Annotated in this window: 16 protein-coding genes; 9 read left to right on the forward strand and 7 right to left on the reverse strand. The window is 60.2% G+C overall.

What is annotated here, in order from left to right; translation table 11 throughout:
• Positions 1-104: 104 nt before the first annotated feature.
• Positions 105-1,934 carry a glutamine--fructose-6-phosphate transaminase (isomerizing) gene (gene glmS, locus ACZ0BA_RS22880; RefSeq protein ID WP_463453462.1) on the reverse strand — a complete coding sequence of 610 codons (1,830 nt, stop codon included), beginning with the start codon at positions 1,932-1,934 and terminating at the stop codon, positions 105-107.
• 139 nt (positions 1,935-2,073) lie between these two features.
• Here glmS and ACZ0BA_RS22885 point away from each other — a divergent pair, with 139 nt between their 5' ends.
• Positions 2,074-2,526 carry an Lrp/AsnC family transcriptional regulator gene (locus ACZ0BA_RS22885; protein ID WP_463453463.1) on the forward strand — a complete coding sequence of 151 codons (453 nt, stop codon included), beginning with the start codon at positions 2,074-2,076 and terminating at the stop codon, positions 2,524-2,526.
• 392 nt (positions 2,527-2,918) lie between these two features.
• Here ACZ0BA_RS22885 and glmU read toward each other — a convergent pair whose 3' ends face one another.
• Entirely contained in the window at positions 2,919-4,295 is a 1,377-nt protein-coding gene (gene glmU, locus ACZ0BA_RS22890; RefSeq protein ID WP_463453464.1) for a bifunctional UDP-N-acetylglucosamine diphosphorylase/glucosamine-1-phosphate N-acetyltransferase GlmU, read from the reverse strand.
• Positions 4,296-4,388: 93 nt separating this feature from the next.
• Here glmU and ACZ0BA_RS22895 point away from each other — a divergent pair, with 93 nt between their 5' ends.
• From ACZ0BA_RS22895 to ACZ0BA_RS22915, 5 genes are all read left to right on the forward strand, one after another.
• Positions 4,389-5,219 carry a DUF6279 family lipoprotein gene (locus ACZ0BA_RS22895; RefSeq protein ID WP_463453465.1) on the forward strand — a complete coding sequence of 277 codons (831 nt, stop codon included), beginning with the start codon at positions 4,389-4,391 and terminating at the stop codon, positions 5,217-5,219.
• 65 nt (positions 5,220-5,284) lie between these two features.
• On the forward strand, positions 5,285-5,941 hold the full coding sequence (gene rsmD, locus ACZ0BA_RS22900; protein WP_463453466.1) for a 16S rRNA (guanine(966)-N(2))-methyltransferase RsmD: 657 nt from the start codon (positions 5,285-5,287) through the stop codon (positions 5,939-5,941).
• Between the two features lie 107 nt (positions 5,942-6,048).
• Entirely contained in the window at positions 6,049-6,540 is a 492-nt protein-coding gene (gene coaD, locus ACZ0BA_RS22905; protein WP_090324204.1) for a pantetheine-phosphate adenylyltransferase, read from the forward strand.
• Between the two features lie 12 nt (positions 6,541-6,552).
• On the forward strand, positions 6,553-6,807 hold the full coding sequence (locus ACZ0BA_RS22910) for a YfhL family 4Fe-4S dicluster ferredoxin (protein WP_090324202.1): 255 nt from the start codon (positions 6,553-6,555) through the stop codon (positions 6,805-6,807).
• Positions 6,808-6,812: 5 nt separating this feature from the next.
• Positions 6,813-7,406 carry a chalcone isomerase family protein gene (locus ACZ0BA_RS22915; protein WP_463453467.1) on the forward strand — a complete coding sequence of 198 codons (594 nt, stop codon included), beginning with the start codon at positions 6,813-6,815 and terminating at the stop codon, positions 7,404-7,406.
• 9 nt (positions 7,407-7,415) lie between these two features.
• Here the strand turns inward: ACZ0BA_RS22915 and ACZ0BA_RS22920 are convergent, their stop codons facing one another.
• Positions 7,416-7,697 carry a hypothetical protein gene (locus tag ACZ0BA_RS22920; protein WP_463453468.1) on the reverse strand — a complete coding sequence of 94 codons (282 nt, stop codon included), beginning with the start codon at positions 7,695-7,697 and terminating at the stop codon, positions 7,416-7,418.
• Between the two features lie 183 nt (positions 7,698-7,880).
• Here ACZ0BA_RS22920 and ACZ0BA_RS22925 point away from each other — a divergent pair, with 183 nt between their 5' ends.
• The gene (locus tag ACZ0BA_RS22925; protein ID WP_315394157.1) at positions 7,881-8,849 is read left to right on the forward strand and encodes a LysR family transcriptional regulator; all 969 of its coding nucleotides are present in this window, start codon (positions 7,881-7,883) and stop codon (positions 8,847-8,849) included.
• A 30-nt stretch (positions 8,850-8,879) separates the two neighbouring features.
• On the opposite strand, the gene ACZ0BA_RS22930 is transcribed toward ACZ0BA_RS22925, so the two are convergent.
• Positions 8,880-9,776 (reverse strand): SDR family oxidoreductase, encoded by an 897-nt coding sequence (locus ACZ0BA_RS22930; protein WP_463453469.1) that lies wholly within the window; start codon positions 9,774-9,776, stop codon positions 8,880-8,882.
• A gap of 96 nt (positions 9,777-9,872) precedes the next feature.
• On the opposite strand from ACZ0BA_RS22930, the gene ACZ0BA_RS22935 reads away from it, so the two are divergent.
• Positions 9,873-10,799, forward strand: a complete 927-nt coding sequence (locus ACZ0BA_RS22935) for an AraC family transcriptional regulator (RefSeq protein WP_463453470.1) — start codon at positions 9,873-9,875, stop codon at positions 10,797-10,799.
• Between the two features lie 6 nt (positions 10,800-10,805).
• Here ACZ0BA_RS22935 and ACZ0BA_RS22940 read toward each other — a convergent pair whose 3' ends face one another.
• A complete protein-coding gene (locus ACZ0BA_RS22940) occupies positions 10,806-12,374 on the reverse strand; it encodes a methyl-accepting chemotaxis protein (protein WP_463453471.1) in 1,569 nt (522 codons plus the stop codon).
• Positions 12,375-12,431: 57 nt separating this feature from the next.
• Positions 12,432-12,887, reverse strand: a complete 456-nt coding sequence (locus tag ACZ0BA_RS22945) for an Lrp/AsnC ligand binding domain-containing protein (protein ID WP_008443393.1) — start codon at positions 12,885-12,887, stop codon at positions 12,432-12,434.
• Positions 12,888-13,121: 234 nt separating this feature from the next.
• On the opposite strand from ACZ0BA_RS22945, the gene putA reads away from it, so the two are divergent.
• Positions 13,122-16,784 carry a trifunctional transcriptional regulator/proline dehydrogenase/L-glutamate gamma-semialdehyde dehydrogenase gene (gene putA, locus ACZ0BA_RS22950; protein ID WP_463453472.1) on the forward strand — a complete coding sequence of 1,221 codons (3,663 nt, stop codon included), beginning with the start codon at positions 13,122-13,124 and terminating at the stop codon, positions 16,782-16,784.
• A gap of 66 nt (positions 16,785-16,850) precedes the next feature.
• Here the strand turns inward: putA and ACZ0BA_RS22955 are convergent, their stop codons facing one another.
• A complete protein-coding gene (locus ACZ0BA_RS22955) occupies positions 16,851-17,540 on the reverse strand; it encodes a 5'-methylthioadenosine/adenosylhomocysteine nucleosidase (RefSeq protein ID WP_463453473.1) in 690 nt (229 codons plus the stop codon).
• Between the last annotated feature and the right edge of the window lie 505 nt (positions 17,541-18,045).

The following is an 18,045-nucleotide window of genomic DNA, read 5'->3' on the forward strand; positions in this document are numbered from 1 at the left end:
TAGCCAAGGCCACTTGTGTCAAACTTTATTGTTTTGTGTCAGACTTTATTGTTTTATGTCGAACTTTATTGTTTGTCTACACTGATCGACTGGTATGAACGCCGCTACTCCACCGTCACCGACTTGGCCAAATTCCTCGGCTTATCCACATCCGTCCCCCGCGCCAGCGCCGAGTGGTACGCCAGCAGCTGCAACGACACCACGTGCAGGATCGGTGACAGCAAACCATAGTGCTCCGGCAAACGAATAACGTGCACGCCTTCACCCGAAGTGATGCGCGAATCGACGTCGGCGAACACATACAGCTGCCCGCCACGCGCCCGCACTTCCTGCATGTTCGATTTCAACTTTTCAATCAGCGCGTCGTTCGGGGCGATTGTGACGACCGGCATTTCCTCGGTGACCAACGCCAGCGGGCCGTGCTTCAACTCGCCGGCCGGATACGCCTCGGCGTGAATATAGGAAATCTCCTTGAGCTTGAGCGCGCCTTCGAGCGCGATCGGGTAGTGCATGCCACGCCCGAGGAATAACGCGTTTTCCTTGCGCGCGAAATCGTCGGCCCACGCGATGATCAACGGTTCCAGCGCCAGCACGGCGGAGATCGCTACCGGCAGGTGGCGCATCGCTTTGAGATGCTGCGCTTCTTCGTCCTCGGTCAGGCGGCCGTTGATTTGCGCCAGCGACAACGTCAGCAGAAACAGCGCGGCCAGCTGCGTGGTGAAGGCCTTGGTCGAGGCGACGCCCACTTCCACGCCCGCGCGCGTGATGTAGGCGAGCTTGCATTCGCGCACCATGGCACTGGTGGCGACGTTGCAGATGGTCAGCGTGTGCTCCATGCCGAGGCTGCGCGCGTGCTTGAGCGCGGCCAGGGTGTCGGCGGTTTCGCCGCTTTGCGAGATGGTGACGACCAAGGTGTTTGGATGCGGCACGCTGTCGCGGTAGCGGTATTCGCTGGCGATTTCCACGTTGACCGGGATCTTGGCGACCGATTCGATCCAGTATTTGGCGGTCAGGCCGGAGTAGTAGCTGGTGCCGCAGGCCAGGATGAGCACGCGGTCGATCTGCTTGAAGACGTTGTAGGCGCCGTCGCCAAACAGCTCCGGCATGATGCCGGTGACACCTTCTAGCGTGTCTCCAATGACGCGCGGCTGCTCGAAGATTTCCTTTTGCATGTAGTGGCGGTACGGACCGAGCTCGGCCGCGCCGGTGTGCGCCAGCACGGTTTTGACTTCGCGCTGCACCGGCTTGCCGTTGACGTCGACGATCCACGTGCGGCCCAGTTGCAGGTCGACCACGTCGCCTTCTTCCAGGTAGATGATCTGGTCGGTGGTGCCGGCCAGCGCCATGGCGTCAGAGGCGACGAAATTCTCACCCTTGCCGATGCCGACGATCAGCGGCGATCCCTGGCGCGCGGCGACCACGCGGTGCGGCTCTTCGCGGCTGAACACGGCGATGGCGTAGGCGCCTTGCAGGCGTTTGACGGCGTGCTGGACGGTGTCGAACAGGTCGCCGTTGTACATGTGGTCGACCAGGTGGGCGATCACTTCGGTGTCGGTCTGGCTTTGGAAGACGTAGCCGAGCGCGGTCAGTTCGGCACGCAACTCGTCGTGGTTTTCAATGATGCCGTTGTGGACCAGGGCGATGCGCGCCTGGTCGGCCGATGGCGAGAAGTGCGGGTGGGCATTGTGCGAGGCCGGGGCGCCGTGCGTGGCCCAGCGGGTGTGGGCGATGCCGGTGAAGCCTTTCATGTGCGCTTCGTCGATTTGCTTTTCCAGATCGGCAACGCGCGAGGTGCTGCGCGAGCGCTGCAGTCGGCCGTCGACGTGCAGGGCGACGCCGCAGGAGTCGTAACCGCGGTATTCCAGGCGCTTGAGGCCTTCGATCAGGATCGGGGTGATGTTGCGTTGCGCTACCGCGCCGACGATGCCGCACATAGAAACCTCTTCTGTTAAGTTAGGAGGCCATCGTAGAGCAGCCTCTGTGAAATATGCTTTCTTATTGTCCTACGTTCTGAAATAATCTTTCATCAGTTCGATATCGTGAAATATTATTTCATTTAGACGGGAAAATTTTATGGATGAGATAGATCGTCGCATTCTCAATGCGTTGCAGGTTGATGCGTCGCAAACCAATAGCGAGCTGGCGCTGGCTGTCCATGTGTCGCCGCCGACGTGTTTGCGCAGGGTTAAGCAGTTGACGGAGAGCGGCGTTATCCAGCGGCAGGTGGCGATTGTTGCGCCGGAGAAGGTCGGGCCGAGCTTGACGGCGATTGTGGAGATTTCGCTGGATGTGCAGGCGGCCGAGCGTATGGCGGAGTTCGAGGCGCATGTGGCGGCAGAGGATGCGGTGCTGCAATGCTATCGCGTGGCGCCGGGGCCGGATTTTGTGCTGGTCGTTCAGGTAGCGGATATGCCTGCTTATCATGCGCTGGCGCACCGGTTGTTCGCGACGCAGACGAATGTGAGGAATGTAAAGGCTTACTTTTCTACATTTAGGAGTAAGTTCGAAACCCGGATCGCGGTTTAAAACTAGTTGTTCAGCCATTTATACGCTGGTTGTGCACAGCTTTACTCACATCCAGCTTGTGGCCACCGGACTTTTCCCTTGGTTTGCACAGCTTATTCAGGGGCTTTGCACCTGCTTATACCCAGCGTTATCCACATTTAAAAGTTATCCTGTGTTACCCACAGTATTTCCCACAGGCTTATCCACAATCCCATCGCTACCACGGTAGAGTGCGGCTCTGCCGGTGGTTCAGACTTATCAGCTCGAACTTATCCAGCCGTTCTCCCGTGCTTATACCCGGCTTTTCAAACGCTTGTTCGCAGGCTTCTCCACATCTTTATCCACAAATAAAAAAGCCGGGATAGTTATCCCAGCTTGTTCTGGTGGATGTCCACACGTTTATCCACATTACGTCATTTTGGCTTTTTGACCGGGCGGCTCCAGTTTTCGATCGTGACCTGGCGCGGACGGGAAATCGTCAGCTTGCCGGCCGGCGCGTCCTTGCTCAGGGTGGTGCCGGCACCCAAGGTGGCGCCCTTGCCAACCGTGACGGGCGCGATCAGCTGGCTATCGCTGCCAATAAAGGCGTCGTCCTCGATGACGGTGCGCGACTTGTTGACGCCGTCATAGTTGCAGGTGATCGTCCCGGCGCCAATATTGACGCGCGAGCCGATCGTGGCGTCGCCGATATAGGCCAGGTGGTTGGCTTTGCTGTGCGCGGCGACCTGGCCGTTCTTGATTTCGACGAAGTTGCCGACGTGGACGTCCTCCGCCAGCACGGTGCCCGGACGCAGCCGTGCATACGGGCCGATGATCGATACTTCGCCCACCACCGCCTCTTCGATATGGCAGAAGGGCTTGATCTGGGCGCCGGCCAGGATGCGGGCGTTGACGATGACATTGTGGGCGCCAACGCGCACGCCGTCACCCAGTTCGACCTTGCCTTCGAACACGCAGCCGACATCGATGGTGACGTCGCGGCCGCAGATCAGCTCGCCGCGCACATCGATGCGCGACGGGTCCATCAAGGTCACGCCCTGTTCCAGCAGCTTGATAGCAATGTTGCGCTGGTGAATGCGTTCGAGCTCGGCCAGCTGCACTTTGCTGTTCACGCCGGCCACTTCCCACTGCGCCGACGGTTGTGCCGACACCACCGGCACGCCGTCCGCCACGGCTTGCGCGACGATGTCGGTGAGGTAGTACTCGCCTTGGGCGTTGTTGTTCTTGAGCGCGCCCAGCCAGCGTTTCAGGTGCGCGGTCGGCGCGACCATGATGCCGCTGTTGATTTCCTTGATGGCGCGCTCGGCGTCGGTGGCGTCCTTTTGCTCGACGATGCGAACGATTTCGCCGCTCATCGTCCCCCCCTTGCGGACGATGCGGCCCAGGCCGAACGGATCGTCCTGCTCGACCGTCAGGATGCCCAGCTTGTCGTTGCCGGCCACATCGATCAGCGCCTGTAGCGATGCGCTGGTGGTCAGCGGCACGTCGCCGTACAGGATCAATGTCGGGACGCTGTCGTCCAGCTCGGGCAGCGCCTGCATGACGGCGTGGCCCGTGCCCAGCTGCGGCTCCTGCAGCGCGGTGGCGACCTTTTCCGGTTGCTTGGACAGCAGATCCTGCACGGCAGCGCCCCCATGTCCGTAAATAACGCATAATCGACTGGCAGACAGGCTGCGCGCGGTATCGAGCACATGCGAGAGCAATGGCTTGCCGGCCAGTGGATGCAAAACCTTCGGCAGCGCGGATTGCATGCGCTTGCCCATACCCGCGGCGAGAATAACGACGTTCATAAGAAGCCAGATAGAGTGAGTGAGTAAATGCAAAAGTCTAACATGTCCCAAAACGGCAACCGAACCATAAGCCGCCTTTTCCTGATTGCGCTCATGACCGTGCTGGCCGCGTGCAGCTCGCTGCGCCTGGCCTATAACAACGGCGACACCTTGCTGTATTGGTGGCTGGACGGTTACGTCGATCTGACCTCCGATCAAAAAGGCGTGGTGCAGAAAGAGATCGACAAGCTGTTCAGCTGGCACCGCAAGACCCAGTTGAACGACTACGTGCAGATCCTGCAAACGGGCCAGAAGCAGTTGGCCGGCAACCTGACGGCCGCCGACTTGCAAGCCGATTACGACGATATCAAAGGCCGTACGCAAAAGCTGCTGCTGAAGGCGGCGCCGGAATTGGCGGGCCTGGCGACTTCGCTGGAACCGGACCAGATCGACAACCTGGAGAAGAAGTTCGCCTCCAACCTCGACGATTTCCGCAAGAAGAACATGAAGGGCGACAAAGAAGCCCAGCAAAAATTCCGCTACAAGAAATCGATGGAGCAGTTTGAGCTGTGGTTCGGCAAGTTCTCGAAGGAACAGGAAGAGCAGATCCGCAGGGCTTCCGACGCGCGTCCGCTGGACAACGAAATCTGGCTCAACGAGCGCAAGCGTCGTCAAAACGCGATCCTGACCCTGGTGCGCAAGGTGCAGCAGGAGAAGTTAAGCAAGGAGGCGACCGTTCCGTTGATCAACGCGCTGATCAAGGATTCGTTCAACCGTTTGGACAATTCCGAGCACAAACAGTTCTTCGAGGCGTCCGAGCAGGGCAGCTTGCAGCTGATTTTGACGGTGGTGAAGATCGCCACGCCGGAGCAGAAGGCGCACGCGCAGAAGCGCATGCAGGGCTGGATCGACGACTTCCGCAGCCTGGCGGCGGAGGCCCGCTAACCGGCGCCGGCAAGCCCATATGGTATAGTGGCCCCTGTTGTATCAATGACTTAGAACACAGCCACATGCCAAAGAAGCCAGCAAGCAAAGCCGCAAAACCCGCAAAAGTCCCGGTCCACGGTCCCCAGCACAGCAACCAGGTGCGCATCATCGGCGGGGCGTGGAAACGTACTCCGCTGCCGGTGTTGAGCGCTCAAGGCTTGCGGCCGACGCCGGACCGCGTGCGCGAGACGGTGTTCAACTGGATCAACCACCAGCGCGACGCCAACTGGGCCGATGCGCAAGTGCTCGATCTGTTCGCCGGCAGTGGCGCGCTCGGCTTCGAGGCGGCCAGTCGCGGCGCCAAGTCGGTCATGATGATCGACTCCAATGTGCCTGTCGTGCGACAGCTCGACGAAATCAAGACCAAGCTTAAAGCGGACAATGTGCAGATCATGCGCGGCGACGCGTTGGCGGTGGCGCAATCGGCCGCCGCGCGCGGCCAGAAGTTCGATCTGATTTTCCTCGATCCACCATATCAGCAAGAGTTTTTGGAACGCTGCCTTCCGCAGTGCACAAGAATCCTGAAAGAGGGCGGGTTGGTGTACGCCGAGTCCGGCGCGGCGCTGGAATTCGAAGCGGACGCGACACCGGATTGGATGGCACAATGGGAAGTGATCCGCGCCGACAAGGCAGGAATGGTATTCTTCCATTTGCTCCAGCTGAAGGCATCAGTGGCTTAGTAACAACTAAGTTGCAACTAATACCCGTCAAACTGCCCGATATTAAGGCAAACATCGTTTTTCAGGCATAATGCGCGTTCTATATTGGTGCACTGCAGGGAGCCGCAATGGTAGTAGCCGTTTATCCGGGCACGTTCGATCCGCTGACCCGTGGTCATGAAGATTTGGTGCGTCGCGCATCGGGTCTGTTTGACACGCTGGTGGTCGGCGTCGCCGACAGTAAGAACAAGAAACCTTTCTTTTCACTGGAAGAACGCCTGACCATCGCCAACGAAGTGCTGGGCCACTATCCGAACGTGAAAGTGGAAAGTTTCTCCGGTCTGTTGAAGGATTTCGTGCGCGCGCACGACGCCCGCGTCATCGTGCGCGGCCTGCGTGCCGTGTCTGACTTCGAGTACGAGTTCCAAATGGCGGGCATGAACCGCTACCTGCTGCCGGACGTCGAAACGCTGTTCCTGACGCCGTCCGACCAGTACCAGTTCATCTCCGGCACCATCGTGCGCGAAATCGCCGTCCTGGGCGGAGATGTCTCCAAGTTTGTTTTCCCATCGGTCGACCGCTGGCTGCAAAAGAAAATCGCAGCCACCCAGACCGAATAAGCGAGTTCCGTCATGGCCTTAATGATCACCGACGACTGTATCAATTGCGACGTGTGCGAGCCCGAGTGCCCGAACGACGCGATCTACATGGGCGCGGAAATTTACGAAATCAATCCGGACAAGTGCACCGAGTGCGTCGGCCATTTCAATGAGCCGCAATGCCAGCAGGTCTGTCCGGTCAGCTGCATCCCCTTCAATCCCGCCTGGCGCGAGACCGAAGAGCAGCTGCGCGCCAAATACGAGCATCTGCAGGCCGCCAAGGCCTGATTCCCATGCAACGCCGACAACTCATCAAGTGCCTGGTGGCCGTGGGCTTATTGGCCGCTGGCGTCCAGCTGCCGGCGTTCGCCGCCGTCGAGGTGGCCGGCGCGAAATTTGACGACAGCGTCACCGTGGCCGGCAAAGAGCTCAGGCTGAACGGCGCCGGCCTGCGCAAAAAGGTCATCTTCAAGGTGTACGCGGCCGGCTTGTACCTGGCCGAAAAGAAAACCACCGTCGCCGACGTGCTCGGCGCGAGCGGCCCGCGCCGCGTCAGCATCGTCATGCTGCGCGATGTCACTTCTGACGAGTTCGGCAAGGCCTTCATGGAAGGCTTGAGTGCCAATACCGACAAGCTCGAGCGCACCCGCATCCTGCCGCAAACGATGAAGTTCGGCGAGATCTTCGCGCAGATCCAGACGCTGAAAAAAGGCGACCAGATGCTGTTTGACTGGCTACCGGGCGAGGGCACGCAGTGCTATCTGAACGGTAAAAAGCTGGGGGAGTTGATGCCGGAAGTAGCGTTCTACAACGCCGTACTGCGGATCTGGCTGGGCGACAAGCCGGTGGACAGCTCGCTCAAGCCCGCCCTGCTGGGCGAGCGGTAAATTCTCTTCTTACGCGCGCGACGCCATCGCGCGCAGCTCGGCGGCATGGCTCGCACCGCATTCGCTGGTGTTGAGCATGCGCTTGAGCATCATCGCGTCGCGCATCTGACGGCGTTGCAGACGCTCTTCCTTGGTCAACTTCGGCTTCACGATCAGCACGGCGGCGCGCGCGCAACCGCGCAGCAACGGTTTGAACAAAACCAGCAGGCCCACGGTGACAACGGCGGCCAGCGCCAGCTGTATAGCGGTGATGAACGAAAGATCTTGTAGTACTGAGATGATGGTAGACATGATAGACAGGTGCATTTAGAATCAAGTTAACTATAGTGCAGCGCAACATAAGTATCCAATTTACTTCCACGATAACAATTATTCGTTTGGTGAATGGCGAAGCTTATCCTTGACGAGGAAACTATATTTCTCGATACTGTCTACTCTGATTTCTTATCCTATTTTCATACGACCTGAGCCAACATGAGCTTTTTGACGCTGGACTTGAATTTGTTACGCGTCTTCGACGCCGTGATGACAGAACAAAATCTGACACGCGCGGCAGGCCATCTGGCCATGACCCAGCCCGCCGTTTCCAACGCGATCAAGCGTCTGCGCGAGAGCCTGGGCGACGAATTGCTGATCCGCACCGCTTACGGCGTCAAGCCGACGCCGCGCGCCGAATCGCTGTGGCCGTCCGTGCGCAGCGCGCTGGCCAGCCTGGAAGCGGCCGTGGCGCCGGAAACGTTCGATGTGTCCGCCGCCCACGCAACCTTCCGCATGGCAATGGCCGACGCCACCGCCGCGTTCTGGCTGCCGTCGCTGATGCGCTCGATCGAGCGCGAAGCGCCCGGTGTCAATGTGCGCATGGTGCCGTTGACCACGCGCGAACCACGGCCGATGCTGCTGCGGGGCGATATCGACCTCGCGGTGGGCTTCTTCCCGGGTGTGGCGGCGCAGCTGTCGTATGAGACGGGTTCGCCCATCCGCCACGAGCGGCTGTATTCCGGACATTACGTGTGCGTGATGCGGCGCGACCATCCGCTGGCCAAGGTCGAGCTGAACCTGGACAACTATTGCAAGGCCAATCACCTGCTGGTGAGTTTCTCGGGTCGCGCGCATGGTCTGGTCGACGAGGCGCTGGCGCAGATCCAGCGCGAACGGCGCATTTTGCTGACCGTGAACCAGTTCTTCACGGCAGGGCGCGTGGTGGCGAACTCGGATCTGATTACGGTGCTGCCGCGTCACCTGATCGCCTCGACCGGCATGACGGATGCGCTGATCGCCAAGGAATTGCCGTTCCAGCTGCCGGCGGTCCACCTGGACATGCTGTGGCACGAACGCGATGCGCGCAGCCCGGCGCACAAGTGGCTGCGCATGCATCTCGAAGGCATGAATCAGGTGGCGGCGCGCACCGCGCCGGGCAGCGCGCCAAAGAAAGACACCGCCTGATCTTCGTGAACCGATGCATCCCGGGGCTGTTTAACCGCTGAAATACGCGGCGCGGTCCAGATCCTCGAGCAACCCCGGATGAGTCGGCTTCCAACCCAAACTCTGCTGCGTTTGCGCGCTCGACGCAAACCAGTCGGTGCCGAAAAACCGCGCCAGCCAGCCGAACTGCCCGGCCGCCTGCTCATCCGACAATCCTTGCACCGGCACATCCAGCCTTCTGCCGATCACCTCGGCGATGTCGCGCGTTGCCACACCTTCGTCCGCCACGCCGTGGTAAGCCGTTCCCGCCACGCCGCTTTCCAGCGCCAGCCGGTACAGCCGTGCCGCGTCGCGCCGATGCACGGCGGGCCAGCGATTCATGCCGTCGCCGATGTACGCGGACGCCGCCTGTTTGCGCGCGATGCCGATCAGCGCCGGCACGAAGCCGTAGTCGCCTTCGCCATGCACCGACGGCGGCAGCCGCACCACCGACGCGCGCACGCCGCGCTTTGCCAGGGCCAGCGCGGCCAGTTCTGAAGCAACGCGGTGCGCGCCGGCCGAACCCGGCATCGGCACATCGTTTTCCGTCACGAGGCGACCCGGCGACAGCACGCCAATCGCCGACGTCACCACGAACGGCTTGCCCGAGCCCGCCAATGCGGCGCCAATCGCCTCGATCGCCGCCAGATCGATCTTGGCCGACTCGGCCAGGTTCGAAAAATCGTGGATGAACGCCGTGTGGATCACGCCGTCGCAGGTTTTCGCCGCTGCCGCAAGGTCGTCGGGCGCCGACAAATCGCCGCGGTGCGCCTCGGCGCCGGCAAGCGCGACCCTGGCTGCGGCGTCGTCGCCCCGTACCAGCGCCAGCACCTGGTGCCCGGCTTGTATCAAATCCTCCAGTACGACGGAACCGACAAAGCCGGTCGCTCCGGTCAAAAATACGCGCATATTGATCTCCTGATTAGCTAAAGCAGCCATCATAGAAGCGCTGGCAAATCCGATCCATGCTATAAAGTCCATGTTATCTTCGCATTCGTCCAAAAAATGGATCCACTTTCCGATGTCCTCGCGCTGCTCAAGCCGCGCAGCTATGTATCGGCCGGCTTCGATGTCGGCGGCGACTGGGCGGTCCACTATCCGCCCAACATTGGCATCAAATGCTATTCGATCGTCTCCGGGCAATGTTGGCTGGCGGTCGAGGGCGTCCCCGAACCGACGTTGTTGCAAGCGGGCGATTGTTTTCTGCTGCCGGGCGGGCGGCCGTTTGTCATGGCCAGCGACTTGTCGCTGCCAGCGATCAGCTCGGCCGAGATATTCGCCGCGCCGCGCGAGGCCGGCGTGATCCGCTACAACGGCGGCGGTGGCTGCCTGATGGTCGGCAGCCGCTTTTTTCTCGGCCACAGTCATGGCGAAATCCTGTTGGCGATGCTGCCGCCGGTAGTGCATTTGCGGCAGGAGGCGGATCAGGCGACGTTGTTGTGGTCGGTCCAGCGCATGATCCAGGAGCTGCATGAACAGCGGCCCGGCAGCGCGCTCATGGCGGAGCATCTGGCGCACATGATGCTGATACTGGCGCTGCGGCTGCATATGGAAGAGGGCGCGAAATCCACGGGCGCGGAAGCCGGCGTGGGCTGGCTGTTCGCGCTGGCCGATCGGCAGATGGGTGCGGCGCTGAGCGCCATGCATGCCGAGCCGGCTCAGCGCTGGACGTTGCAGACGCTGGCGCAGCATGCCGGCATGTCGCGCTCCGCGTTCGCGCTCAGGTTCAAGACGATGGTGGGTTCCTCCGCGATGGAGTACCTGACGCGCTGGCGCATGCTGCTGGCGGGGGATAAATTGCTCAACTCCACCGCGCCGATTTCCGTGATCGCGCCGTCGCTGGGCTATGAATCGGAAAGCGCCTTCAGCACGGCCTTCAAGCGCGTCATGGGTTGTTCGCCACGTGAGTACGCGCGCGCAACAGCCCCATAAACAATGCTAGTGCTTGGTACTGGAGCGGTAGCCGATGCGGAAACCGCCCCAGTGCTTGCCGTTCACATAGATCGGCGCCGACAGGTCGTGCATCACTTCGCCGGTGTCGCGCTTGTAGGTTTGCAGCAGGAACGGCTTGGTGTTCGAGCCGCAGCGCTTGCCTGTGCGATCGCTGAAAATCCGCTTGGTGCGGTTATTGACGATGTCGACGTCATAATTGCCCGTCAGCGGCTGCGAGAACTTCTTGTTATGGGTGGGGAAATAGCCGTTGTTATCCACAGCACCCGCGTAAGCCAGCTGCGGCATTGCCACCAGCAGCGCCTCCTGCAATGAAGGCAGCACGCGATCCGTAAAATCATCGAACCTCGTTTTATGCTTGGGCGGATCGGTATTGGGGATCGGGCTGTAAGTGCGGTCGAACAGCGCGTCGCGCGTGATCTTGCCCGACGACAGCGCCGCCTCAAAAATCCTGCCCACTTCCTGCGCAGCCTGCTGCGCGGCATGCCGGATCGCATCGTGCGACGTGGCGATCGACGATTCACCTAACGCGCCGGTGATGAGCTCGGCCCGCTCGGCCAAGGCCATCGCCGAACTGGCGGCGCGCGGCAATTCTTTCTCTGTGGATAACAGGCTGTCGCGGATGCTGGCGATCGCTGCGGCAATCTCTTCGGTGGTGGCGACGTGCTCGCGCGAGGCCCGCGCGATCTGGCCGATCTCGTCTTCCGAGACGCCGGACGAGCGTTCGATATTGCCCAGCAAACTGTGCACAGTCTCGACGTTGCCGGCCGCCTCGCTGACCTGCACCGCCAGCGACGTCATGCCGGTGGCGGCTTGTTCGGCCTGCTGGTTGATCTCGCGCACCATGGTGCTGATCTCGTCGGTCGCTTCCTTGGTGCGCAAGGCCAACTGGCGCACTTCGCTGGCGACGACCGCAAAACCGCGCCCCTGTTCGCCCGCGCGCGCGGCCTCGATGGCAGCATTGAGCGCCAGCAGGTTGGTGCGTGCGGAAATCTCGCTAATTGCCTCGGTGAAGCCGTAAATTTTGCGGGAATTGGTTTGCAGGCTGGTCATGACGGACGCCGCCGTCTGGGCGTCCTGGCGGGCAGTGCGGATGCGCTGCAGGCCGTTGTCGGCTTCGGTACGGCCAGCAACGGTTTCGCCACGCACCTGGGCGGCGATCTTGGCGGCGCGCTCGGCGTTGGCGGCGATGCGCTCGGTGGTCGCGGCGTTTTGCGCCGAACTGTGGACGATGCCGCTGGCGGTGCCGACATCGAGCTCGATTTTCTTCTTGACCGAGTCGACGAAGTAAGAGGTTTCCGCCGCGCCGATCATGATGGCGTCGATTTCCTCGCCCACGGTCTGGGCGAACTGGCGCACGCCGCCCTCGTCGCTGTTCTGGCGCGCCGCCCACCACGAGATCAGCGCGCCGGCCAACGCGGCCGGCGCGGCCGTATAAATCAGTGAGGCCCTGTCGCCCGCCGCCATGTTGAACAAGTACGCAAGACAAGTTCCGCCCGCCGTAGCACCCAACAACCATAATCCACGTTGCACCAACTTATGCTGCAAAAGCTTCATTTGTCCCCCGATGACCCCGGCGCTTGGCGCGCAGCAAGTAATTTTATTTCCTACATACTACTTTATCGGTAACTTGGTGGTATTCTTGACTTCTTCCATCACGGCATAAGTGTGGGTTTCCCGCACACCTTTTTGGAGCAGGGTTTTACCCAGGAATTCGCGGTAGGCGGCCATGTCCTTGACCCGGGCCTTGACCAGGTAGTCGAAGCCACCGGCGACCATGTGGCATTCCAGCACTTCCGGAATGACCTGCACGCTGTGTTTGAAGGCGTCGAAGACTTCGGGCGTCGTGCGATCGAGCACGACTTCGATGAAGACGAGCAGTGAAACGTCGAGCAGTTGGGGGTTTAACTGCGCGGTGTAGCCCATGATGTAGCCGGACTCGTGCAATTTGCGCACGCGCTCCAGGCAAGCGGCCGGTGACAAATTCACACGCGCCGCCAGCTCCACGTTGCTGATGCGACCATCGCTCTGCAACTCCATCAAGATTTTTTTGCTGATCTTGTCTAACATTTCCGGGAACTCCCAAATAAATATTATTTGGTTAAATTGTCTCACTAAAAACAATCTATTGCTAGTCCCCTGTAATACCAGAATTAATCCAGAAGAATTCACTTTACAATCGAATCATCAGCAGTTCACGATTCGAGACCACGATTCAACCTCAATTCACGCTCTCAAGCTATCCGCTTGCAGAGCGTGTTTTTGTAAGTGGACGCACCTAAATAATTATTCTGAGAGCCATTCATGCAAGCAGCAGATCCGTCCGTTTTCACCCCCTTCGCAGCGTTACAGGCCGAAATCCTGCGCGACCCGATTCCACTGCGCGCAGCAGTGACGGCGGCCTACCGGCGAGACGAAGTGAGCGCGGTTCAATGGTTGCTGGATCAGATCAAAAACAACGACGCCGGCAGCCTGCAGCAAGCCCAACAACTGGCCCATAAACTGGTCAGCTCGGTGCGCGAACAGCGCACCCGCGCCTCCGGTGTCGACGCCTTGATGCACGAGTTTTCGCTGTCGTCGGAAGAGGGTGTCGCACTGATGTGTTTGGCGGAAGCACTGTTGCGTATTCCCGACAATGCCACCGCCGACCGCCTGATTGCCGACAAAATCAGCAAAGGCGACTGGCGCAAGCACCTGGGCGAGTCGCCGTCGCTGTTCGTCAACGCGGCGACCTGGGGTCTACTCATCACCGGCAAACTGGTCAGCACGAACAGCGAAACCGGCCTGGGCTCGGCACTGACCAAGCTCATCTCCAAGGGCGGCGAGCCGCTGATCCGCAAAGGCGTCGACCTGGCGATGCGCATGCTGGGCAATCAATTCGTCACCGGCCAAACCATCGACGAGGCCATCAAGAACGGCCAGGCCAACGAGGCGCGCGGTTATCGTTATTCATATGACATGCTGGGCGAGGCGGCGCTGACCGAGGCCGACGCCAAAAACTACTATGCCTCGTACGAAACGGCGATCCACGCGATCGGCAAGGCGTCGAACGGTCGCGGCATCAAAAACGGTCCCGGCATTTCGGTCAAGCTGTCCGCGCTGCATCCGCGCTATAGCCGCGCCCAGCGCGCCAGGGTGATGGAGGAATTGCTGCCACGCATGCGTCAACTGGTACTGCTGGCCAAGCACTACAACATCGGCCTGAACATTGATGCGGAAGAGGCCGACCGTCTGGAACTGTCGCTGGACCTGATGGAAGCGCTTGCCTACGACCCGGAACTGGCCGGTTTCGAAGGCATCGGCTTTGTTGTGCAGGCGTATCAAAAGCGCTGCCCATTCGCGATCGATTTCCTGATCGACCTGGCCAAGCGCAGCGGCCGCAAATTCATGGTGCGCCTGGTCAAGGGCGCGTATTGGGATGCCGAGATCAAGCGCGCCCAAGTGGACGGCATGAGCGGCTACCCGGTCTACACGCGCAAGGTCTACACGGACGTTTCCTATCTGGTGTGCGCGCAAAAGCTGCTGGGCGCGACCGACGTGATCTACCCGCAGTTCGCCACCCACAACGCGCAAACCTTGTCGACGATCTACACGTGGGCCAAGCGTGATGGCGTGACCGACTATGAATTCCAGTGTCTGCACGGCATGGGCGAATCGCTGTACGACCAGGTCGTCGGCAAGGACAACCTGGACAAGCCGTGCCGCATCTACGCGCCTGTCGGCACCCATGAAACGTTGCTCGCCTATCTGGTGCGCCGACTGCTCGAGAACGGCGCCAACTCGTCATTCGTCAACCAGATCGTCGACGAAGCGATTCCGATCGAATCGCTGATCAAGGACCCGGTCGCCATGGCGCGTGAGCAGGGCGGCCAGCCGCACGCCGGCATTCCGCTGCCGCAAGCCATGTTTGGCGCGGAGCGCAAGAACTCGGCCGGGTTCGACCTGGCCAACGAGGATGTGCTGCGTAATATTTCAGCAGCGCTGGCGCTGCCACGCACCTGGTACGCGTCGCCGCTGCTGGCGGGCGGGGTCAGCGTCGGCCAGCCGGTGCAGGATGTCACCAATCCGGCCCAGCACAGCGATATCGTCGGCAAACTGGTCGAGGCCACCACCACCGACGTCGACAGCGCGCTCATCAGCGCCAGCAATTTCGCGATGGATTGGCAGACCACGCAACCTTCCGAGCGCGCAGCCGCGCTGAACCGCGCCGCCGACCTGTTCGAAGCAAACGCGATGGAGCTGATGACCCTGGCGATCCGCGAAGCCGGCAAGTCGTTGCCGAACGCGATCGCCGAATTGCGCGAAGCGGTCGACTTCCTGCGTTACTACGCGGCCGAGGTCGCCAGTTCGGCCAACACCCTGGCGCTGGGTCCTGTCACCTGCATCAGCCCGTGGAACTTCCCGCTGGCCATCTTCACCGGCCAGGTCGCCGCCTCGCTGGCGGCCGGCAATGTGGTGCTGGCCAAACCGGCCGAGCAAACGCCGCTGATTGCGCACCGGGCCGTCGAGCTGCTGCACGAAGCCGGTATTCCGCGCGCCGCGCTGCAATTCCTGCCGGGCCGTGGCGAAGTGGTCGGCGCCGCGCTGACCGCCGATCCACGCGTCAAAGGCGTGATTTTCACCGGCTCGACCGAAGTGGCGCAGCTGATCAACCGCACTTTGGCCAAGCGCGCAGCGGCCGAGCACGCCGAAATTCCGTTGATCGCCGAGACCGGCGGACAGAACGCCATGATCGTCGACTCGTCGGCTTTGCCGGAACAGGTCGTGCAGGATGCGATTTCGTCCGCTTTCGACAGCGCGGGCCAGCGTTGTTCCGCGCTGCGCGTGCTGTTCCTGCAGGAAGATATCGCCGACAAGACCATCAAAATGCTCAAAGGCGCGATGCTGGAGCTGAAAGTCGGCTCCCCGGACCGCCTGGTGACCGATATCGGCCCCGTGATCGACGCCGAAGCGCAGCAAAATCTGCTGGCGCACATCAACAAGCTTAAAGGCACGGCGGTGAATTACTTCTCGCTGGATCTGCCGTCGAGCGTGATCACTGCCGGCACTTTTGTCCCGCCGACGGTACTGGAGATCCGTTCGCTGTCGGAACTGACGCAAGAAGTCTTCGGTCCGGTTCTGCACGTGATCCGCTACAAGCGCGCGGAATTGCCCAAGCTGGTCAAGCAAATCAACGAAAGCGGCTTCGGCCTGACCCTGGGCGTGCATTCGCGCATCGATGAAACGATCGACTACATCAGCTCGAACGCACACGTCGGCAATATCTACGTGAATCGCAACATTGTCGGCGCGGTGGTGGGTGTGCAACCGTTCGGTGGCGAAGGCAAATCCGGCACCGGCCCGAAAGCCGGCGGTCCGCTGTACCTGAAACGTCTGCAGCGCGGCGCCACCGCCACGCTGCAACACCAGCACGAGCGCCAGGCGACACCGGCGCTGGACGCGCTAACCGACTGGGCACAAAAGAACGGCCGTGACGGTGCCGCCAAGCTGGCCGATCAATACAGCCGCACGACGATGCTGGGCAGTCTGACAGTGCTGCCAGGCCCGACCGGCGAGCGCAACACGCTGGCGCTGTTGCCGCGCGGCGCAGTGCTGTGTGCCGCCGCGACGCAGGACGGTCTGCTGAACCAGCTGGCAGCGGTACTCGCCACTGGTAACATCGCCCTTCTCGCAGGCGAAACGGCCAAGCTGATGCCTGTCGATTTGCCGTCAACGGTGAAGGACCGCATCAAGCCGGTAGCCGATTTAAACGGTTTTGAAGGTGATTTCCAGATCGCGCTGGTGGAATCGATGCTGGCGGGCAGTCTTTACAGCCAACTGGCGGCCCGTAGCGGCGCCCTGGTGAGCTTGATCGACACCAACGAGGATGGGGCCATCCCCCTGTGGCGTTTGCTTGCTGAGCGGGCTCTGTGCGTCAATACGACCGCAGCGGGCGGCAACGCCAGCCTGATGACGCTCGACGCATAAAAAAACAAGCGGTGAAAAACGAAGGGCCGGGATCGAAACCCGGCCCTTTTTTATCCGGAGCCCGGGTTATTGCGGCTTGCAGAAGTTGTGAATAACATCGAACGCGTAGCGCGATGCCACCGTTTTGATGAAATGCATGAAGTCCACGGCGGCGTCATCGTTGGCATTGTCGGAGATCGTTCGGATCACCGCGAACGGTATGCCCAGCTCGAAACACACCTGCGCCACGGCGGCGCCTTCCATTTCCACTGCCAATAATTCAGGCAATCCAGCTTTGATGGCCTGGATCTGCGCCAGTTTTCCAATGAACTGGTCGCCACTGGCGATCAAGCCACGATGCACACGCGTCGTTTTGGCGGCTGCGATTGCCAATCTGTCCGTCAAAGCGATGTCGGTGGCGAAGTGCGACAACCCCGTTAGCGGGATCTCAAACTTGGGAAACAACGGGCTGGCATCGAAATCATGCTGAACCAACGCTTCCGCCACGACGATATCTCCCACTTTGACGTTTTTATCCCCGCTTCCGGCAACGCCGGTGAAGACGATGTGGGTAACTCCGAACTTTTCCACAAGGATTGCGGCTGTCATGGCTGCTGCAACCTTGCCTATACGCGACAGGACGCACACAGCGTCGATTTCCCACAGTTTCCCGGTGGTGTACTCCCTCATGCCATGGACGTGCTTGTAGGGGCTTTCAAGGGCTTCTATCAGCCCATGCTGTTCTTCAGCCAACGCACTAATGATGCCTAAACGCATGCTTTTCCTCTGAGTTCGTAAAGATGGCTGTGGACTTCCTGCGAGTTTTCCACAGTGCGAAGCAAAAAACGGTCGATTTTAAGGCGTTTTTTGCTGTGTAAACGGGTCTTTGCCCACGAAGAGGGCCTCAGATTTCGTCAGAAATCTGCTCTTTTTTGGGTTTTCGGGTCGTTTTTCGCTTTTCAAGGTTTAGTAGTTTACAAAGATATATATAAAAAATAGTAGTAGTAGTAAACGGGCATTTAGCTGTGGATAAGTTCTGTATACGTTTACGAATCATCGGTTTACGCGAAAGATAAGCACTTGCATAAGCGCTGTAACATTTACGGAGCAATTCTGTATAAAATGTCGGCCCTTGGATAACTACGTGCTTACGCACAACTCATCCTGTGGATATCCAGTTAGTTATACACAGGCGCTGCGGTTTTGCAGGGGTTTTCATGCTTTCCAGCACTATCATGGTAGGGCTGATTGGCGAAACGTAATCGCCAGAATCGTTGACGGC

The sequence above is a fragment of the Duganella sp. AC917 genome (genome assembly GCF_979258245.1).

Excerpts from the sequence above, each read along its gene's own strand:
- glmS (WP_463453462.1), bottom strand. The coding sequence starts at position 1,934 with ATGTGCGGCATCGTCGGCGCGGTAGCGCAACGCAACATCACCCCGATC.
- ACZ0BA_RS22885 (WP_463453463.1), top strand. The coding sequence starts at position 2,074 with ATGGATGAGATAGATCGTCGCATTCTCAATGCGTTGCAGGTTGATGCG.
- glmU (WP_463453464.1), bottom strand. The coding sequence starts at position 4,295 with ATGAACGTCGTTATTCTCGCCGCGGGTATGGGCAAGCGCATGCAATCC.
- ACZ0BA_RS22895 (WP_463453465.1), top strand. The coding sequence starts at position 4,389 with ATGACCGTGCTGGCCGCGTGCAGCTCGCTGCGCCTGGCCTATAACAAC.
- rsmD (WP_463453466.1), top strand. The coding sequence starts at position 5,285 with ATGCCAAAGAAGCCAGCAAGCAAAGCCGCAAAACCCGCAAAAGTCCCG.
- coaD (WP_090324204.1), top strand. The coding sequence starts at position 6,049 with ATGGTAGTAGCCGTTTATCCGGGCACGTTCGATCCGCTGACCCGTGGT.
- ACZ0BA_RS22910 (WP_090324202.1), top strand. The coding sequence starts at position 6,553 with ATGGCCTTAATGATCACCGACGACTGTATCAATTGCGACGTGTGCGAG.
- ACZ0BA_RS22915 (WP_463453467.1), top strand. The coding sequence starts at position 6,813 with ATGCAACGCCGACAACTCATCAAGTGCCTGGTGGCCGTGGGCTTATTG.
- ACZ0BA_RS22920 (WP_463453468.1), bottom strand. The coding sequence starts at position 7,697 with ATGTCTACCATCATCTCAGTACTACAAGATCTTTCGTTCATCACCGCT.
- ACZ0BA_RS22925 (WP_315394157.1), top strand. The coding sequence starts at position 7,881 with ATGAGCTTTTTGACGCTGGACTTGAATTTGTTACGCGTCTTCGACGCC.
- ACZ0BA_RS22930 (WP_463453469.1), bottom strand. The coding sequence starts at position 9,776 with ATGCGCGTATTTTTGACCGGAGCGACCGGCTTTGTCGGTTCCGTCGTA.
- ACZ0BA_RS22935 (WP_463453470.1), top strand. The coding sequence starts at position 9,873 with ATGGATCCACTTTCCGATGTCCTCGCGCTGCTCAAGCCGCGCAGCTAT.
- ACZ0BA_RS22940 (WP_463453471.1), bottom strand. The coding sequence starts at position 12,374 with ATGAAGCTTTTGCAGCATAAGTTGGTGCAACGTGGATTATGGTTGTTG.
- ACZ0BA_RS22945 (WP_008443393.1), bottom strand. The coding sequence starts at position 12,887 with ATGTTAGACAAGATCAGCAAAAAAATCTTGATGGAGTTGCAGAGCGAT.
- putA (WP_463453472.1), top strand. The coding sequence starts at position 13,122 with ATGCAAGCAGCAGATCCGTCCGTTTTCACCCCCTTCGCAGCGTTACAG.
- ACZ0BA_RS22955 (WP_463453473.1), bottom strand. The coding sequence starts at position 17,540 with ATGCGTTTAGGCATCATTAGTGCGTTGGCTGAAGAACAGCATGGGCTG.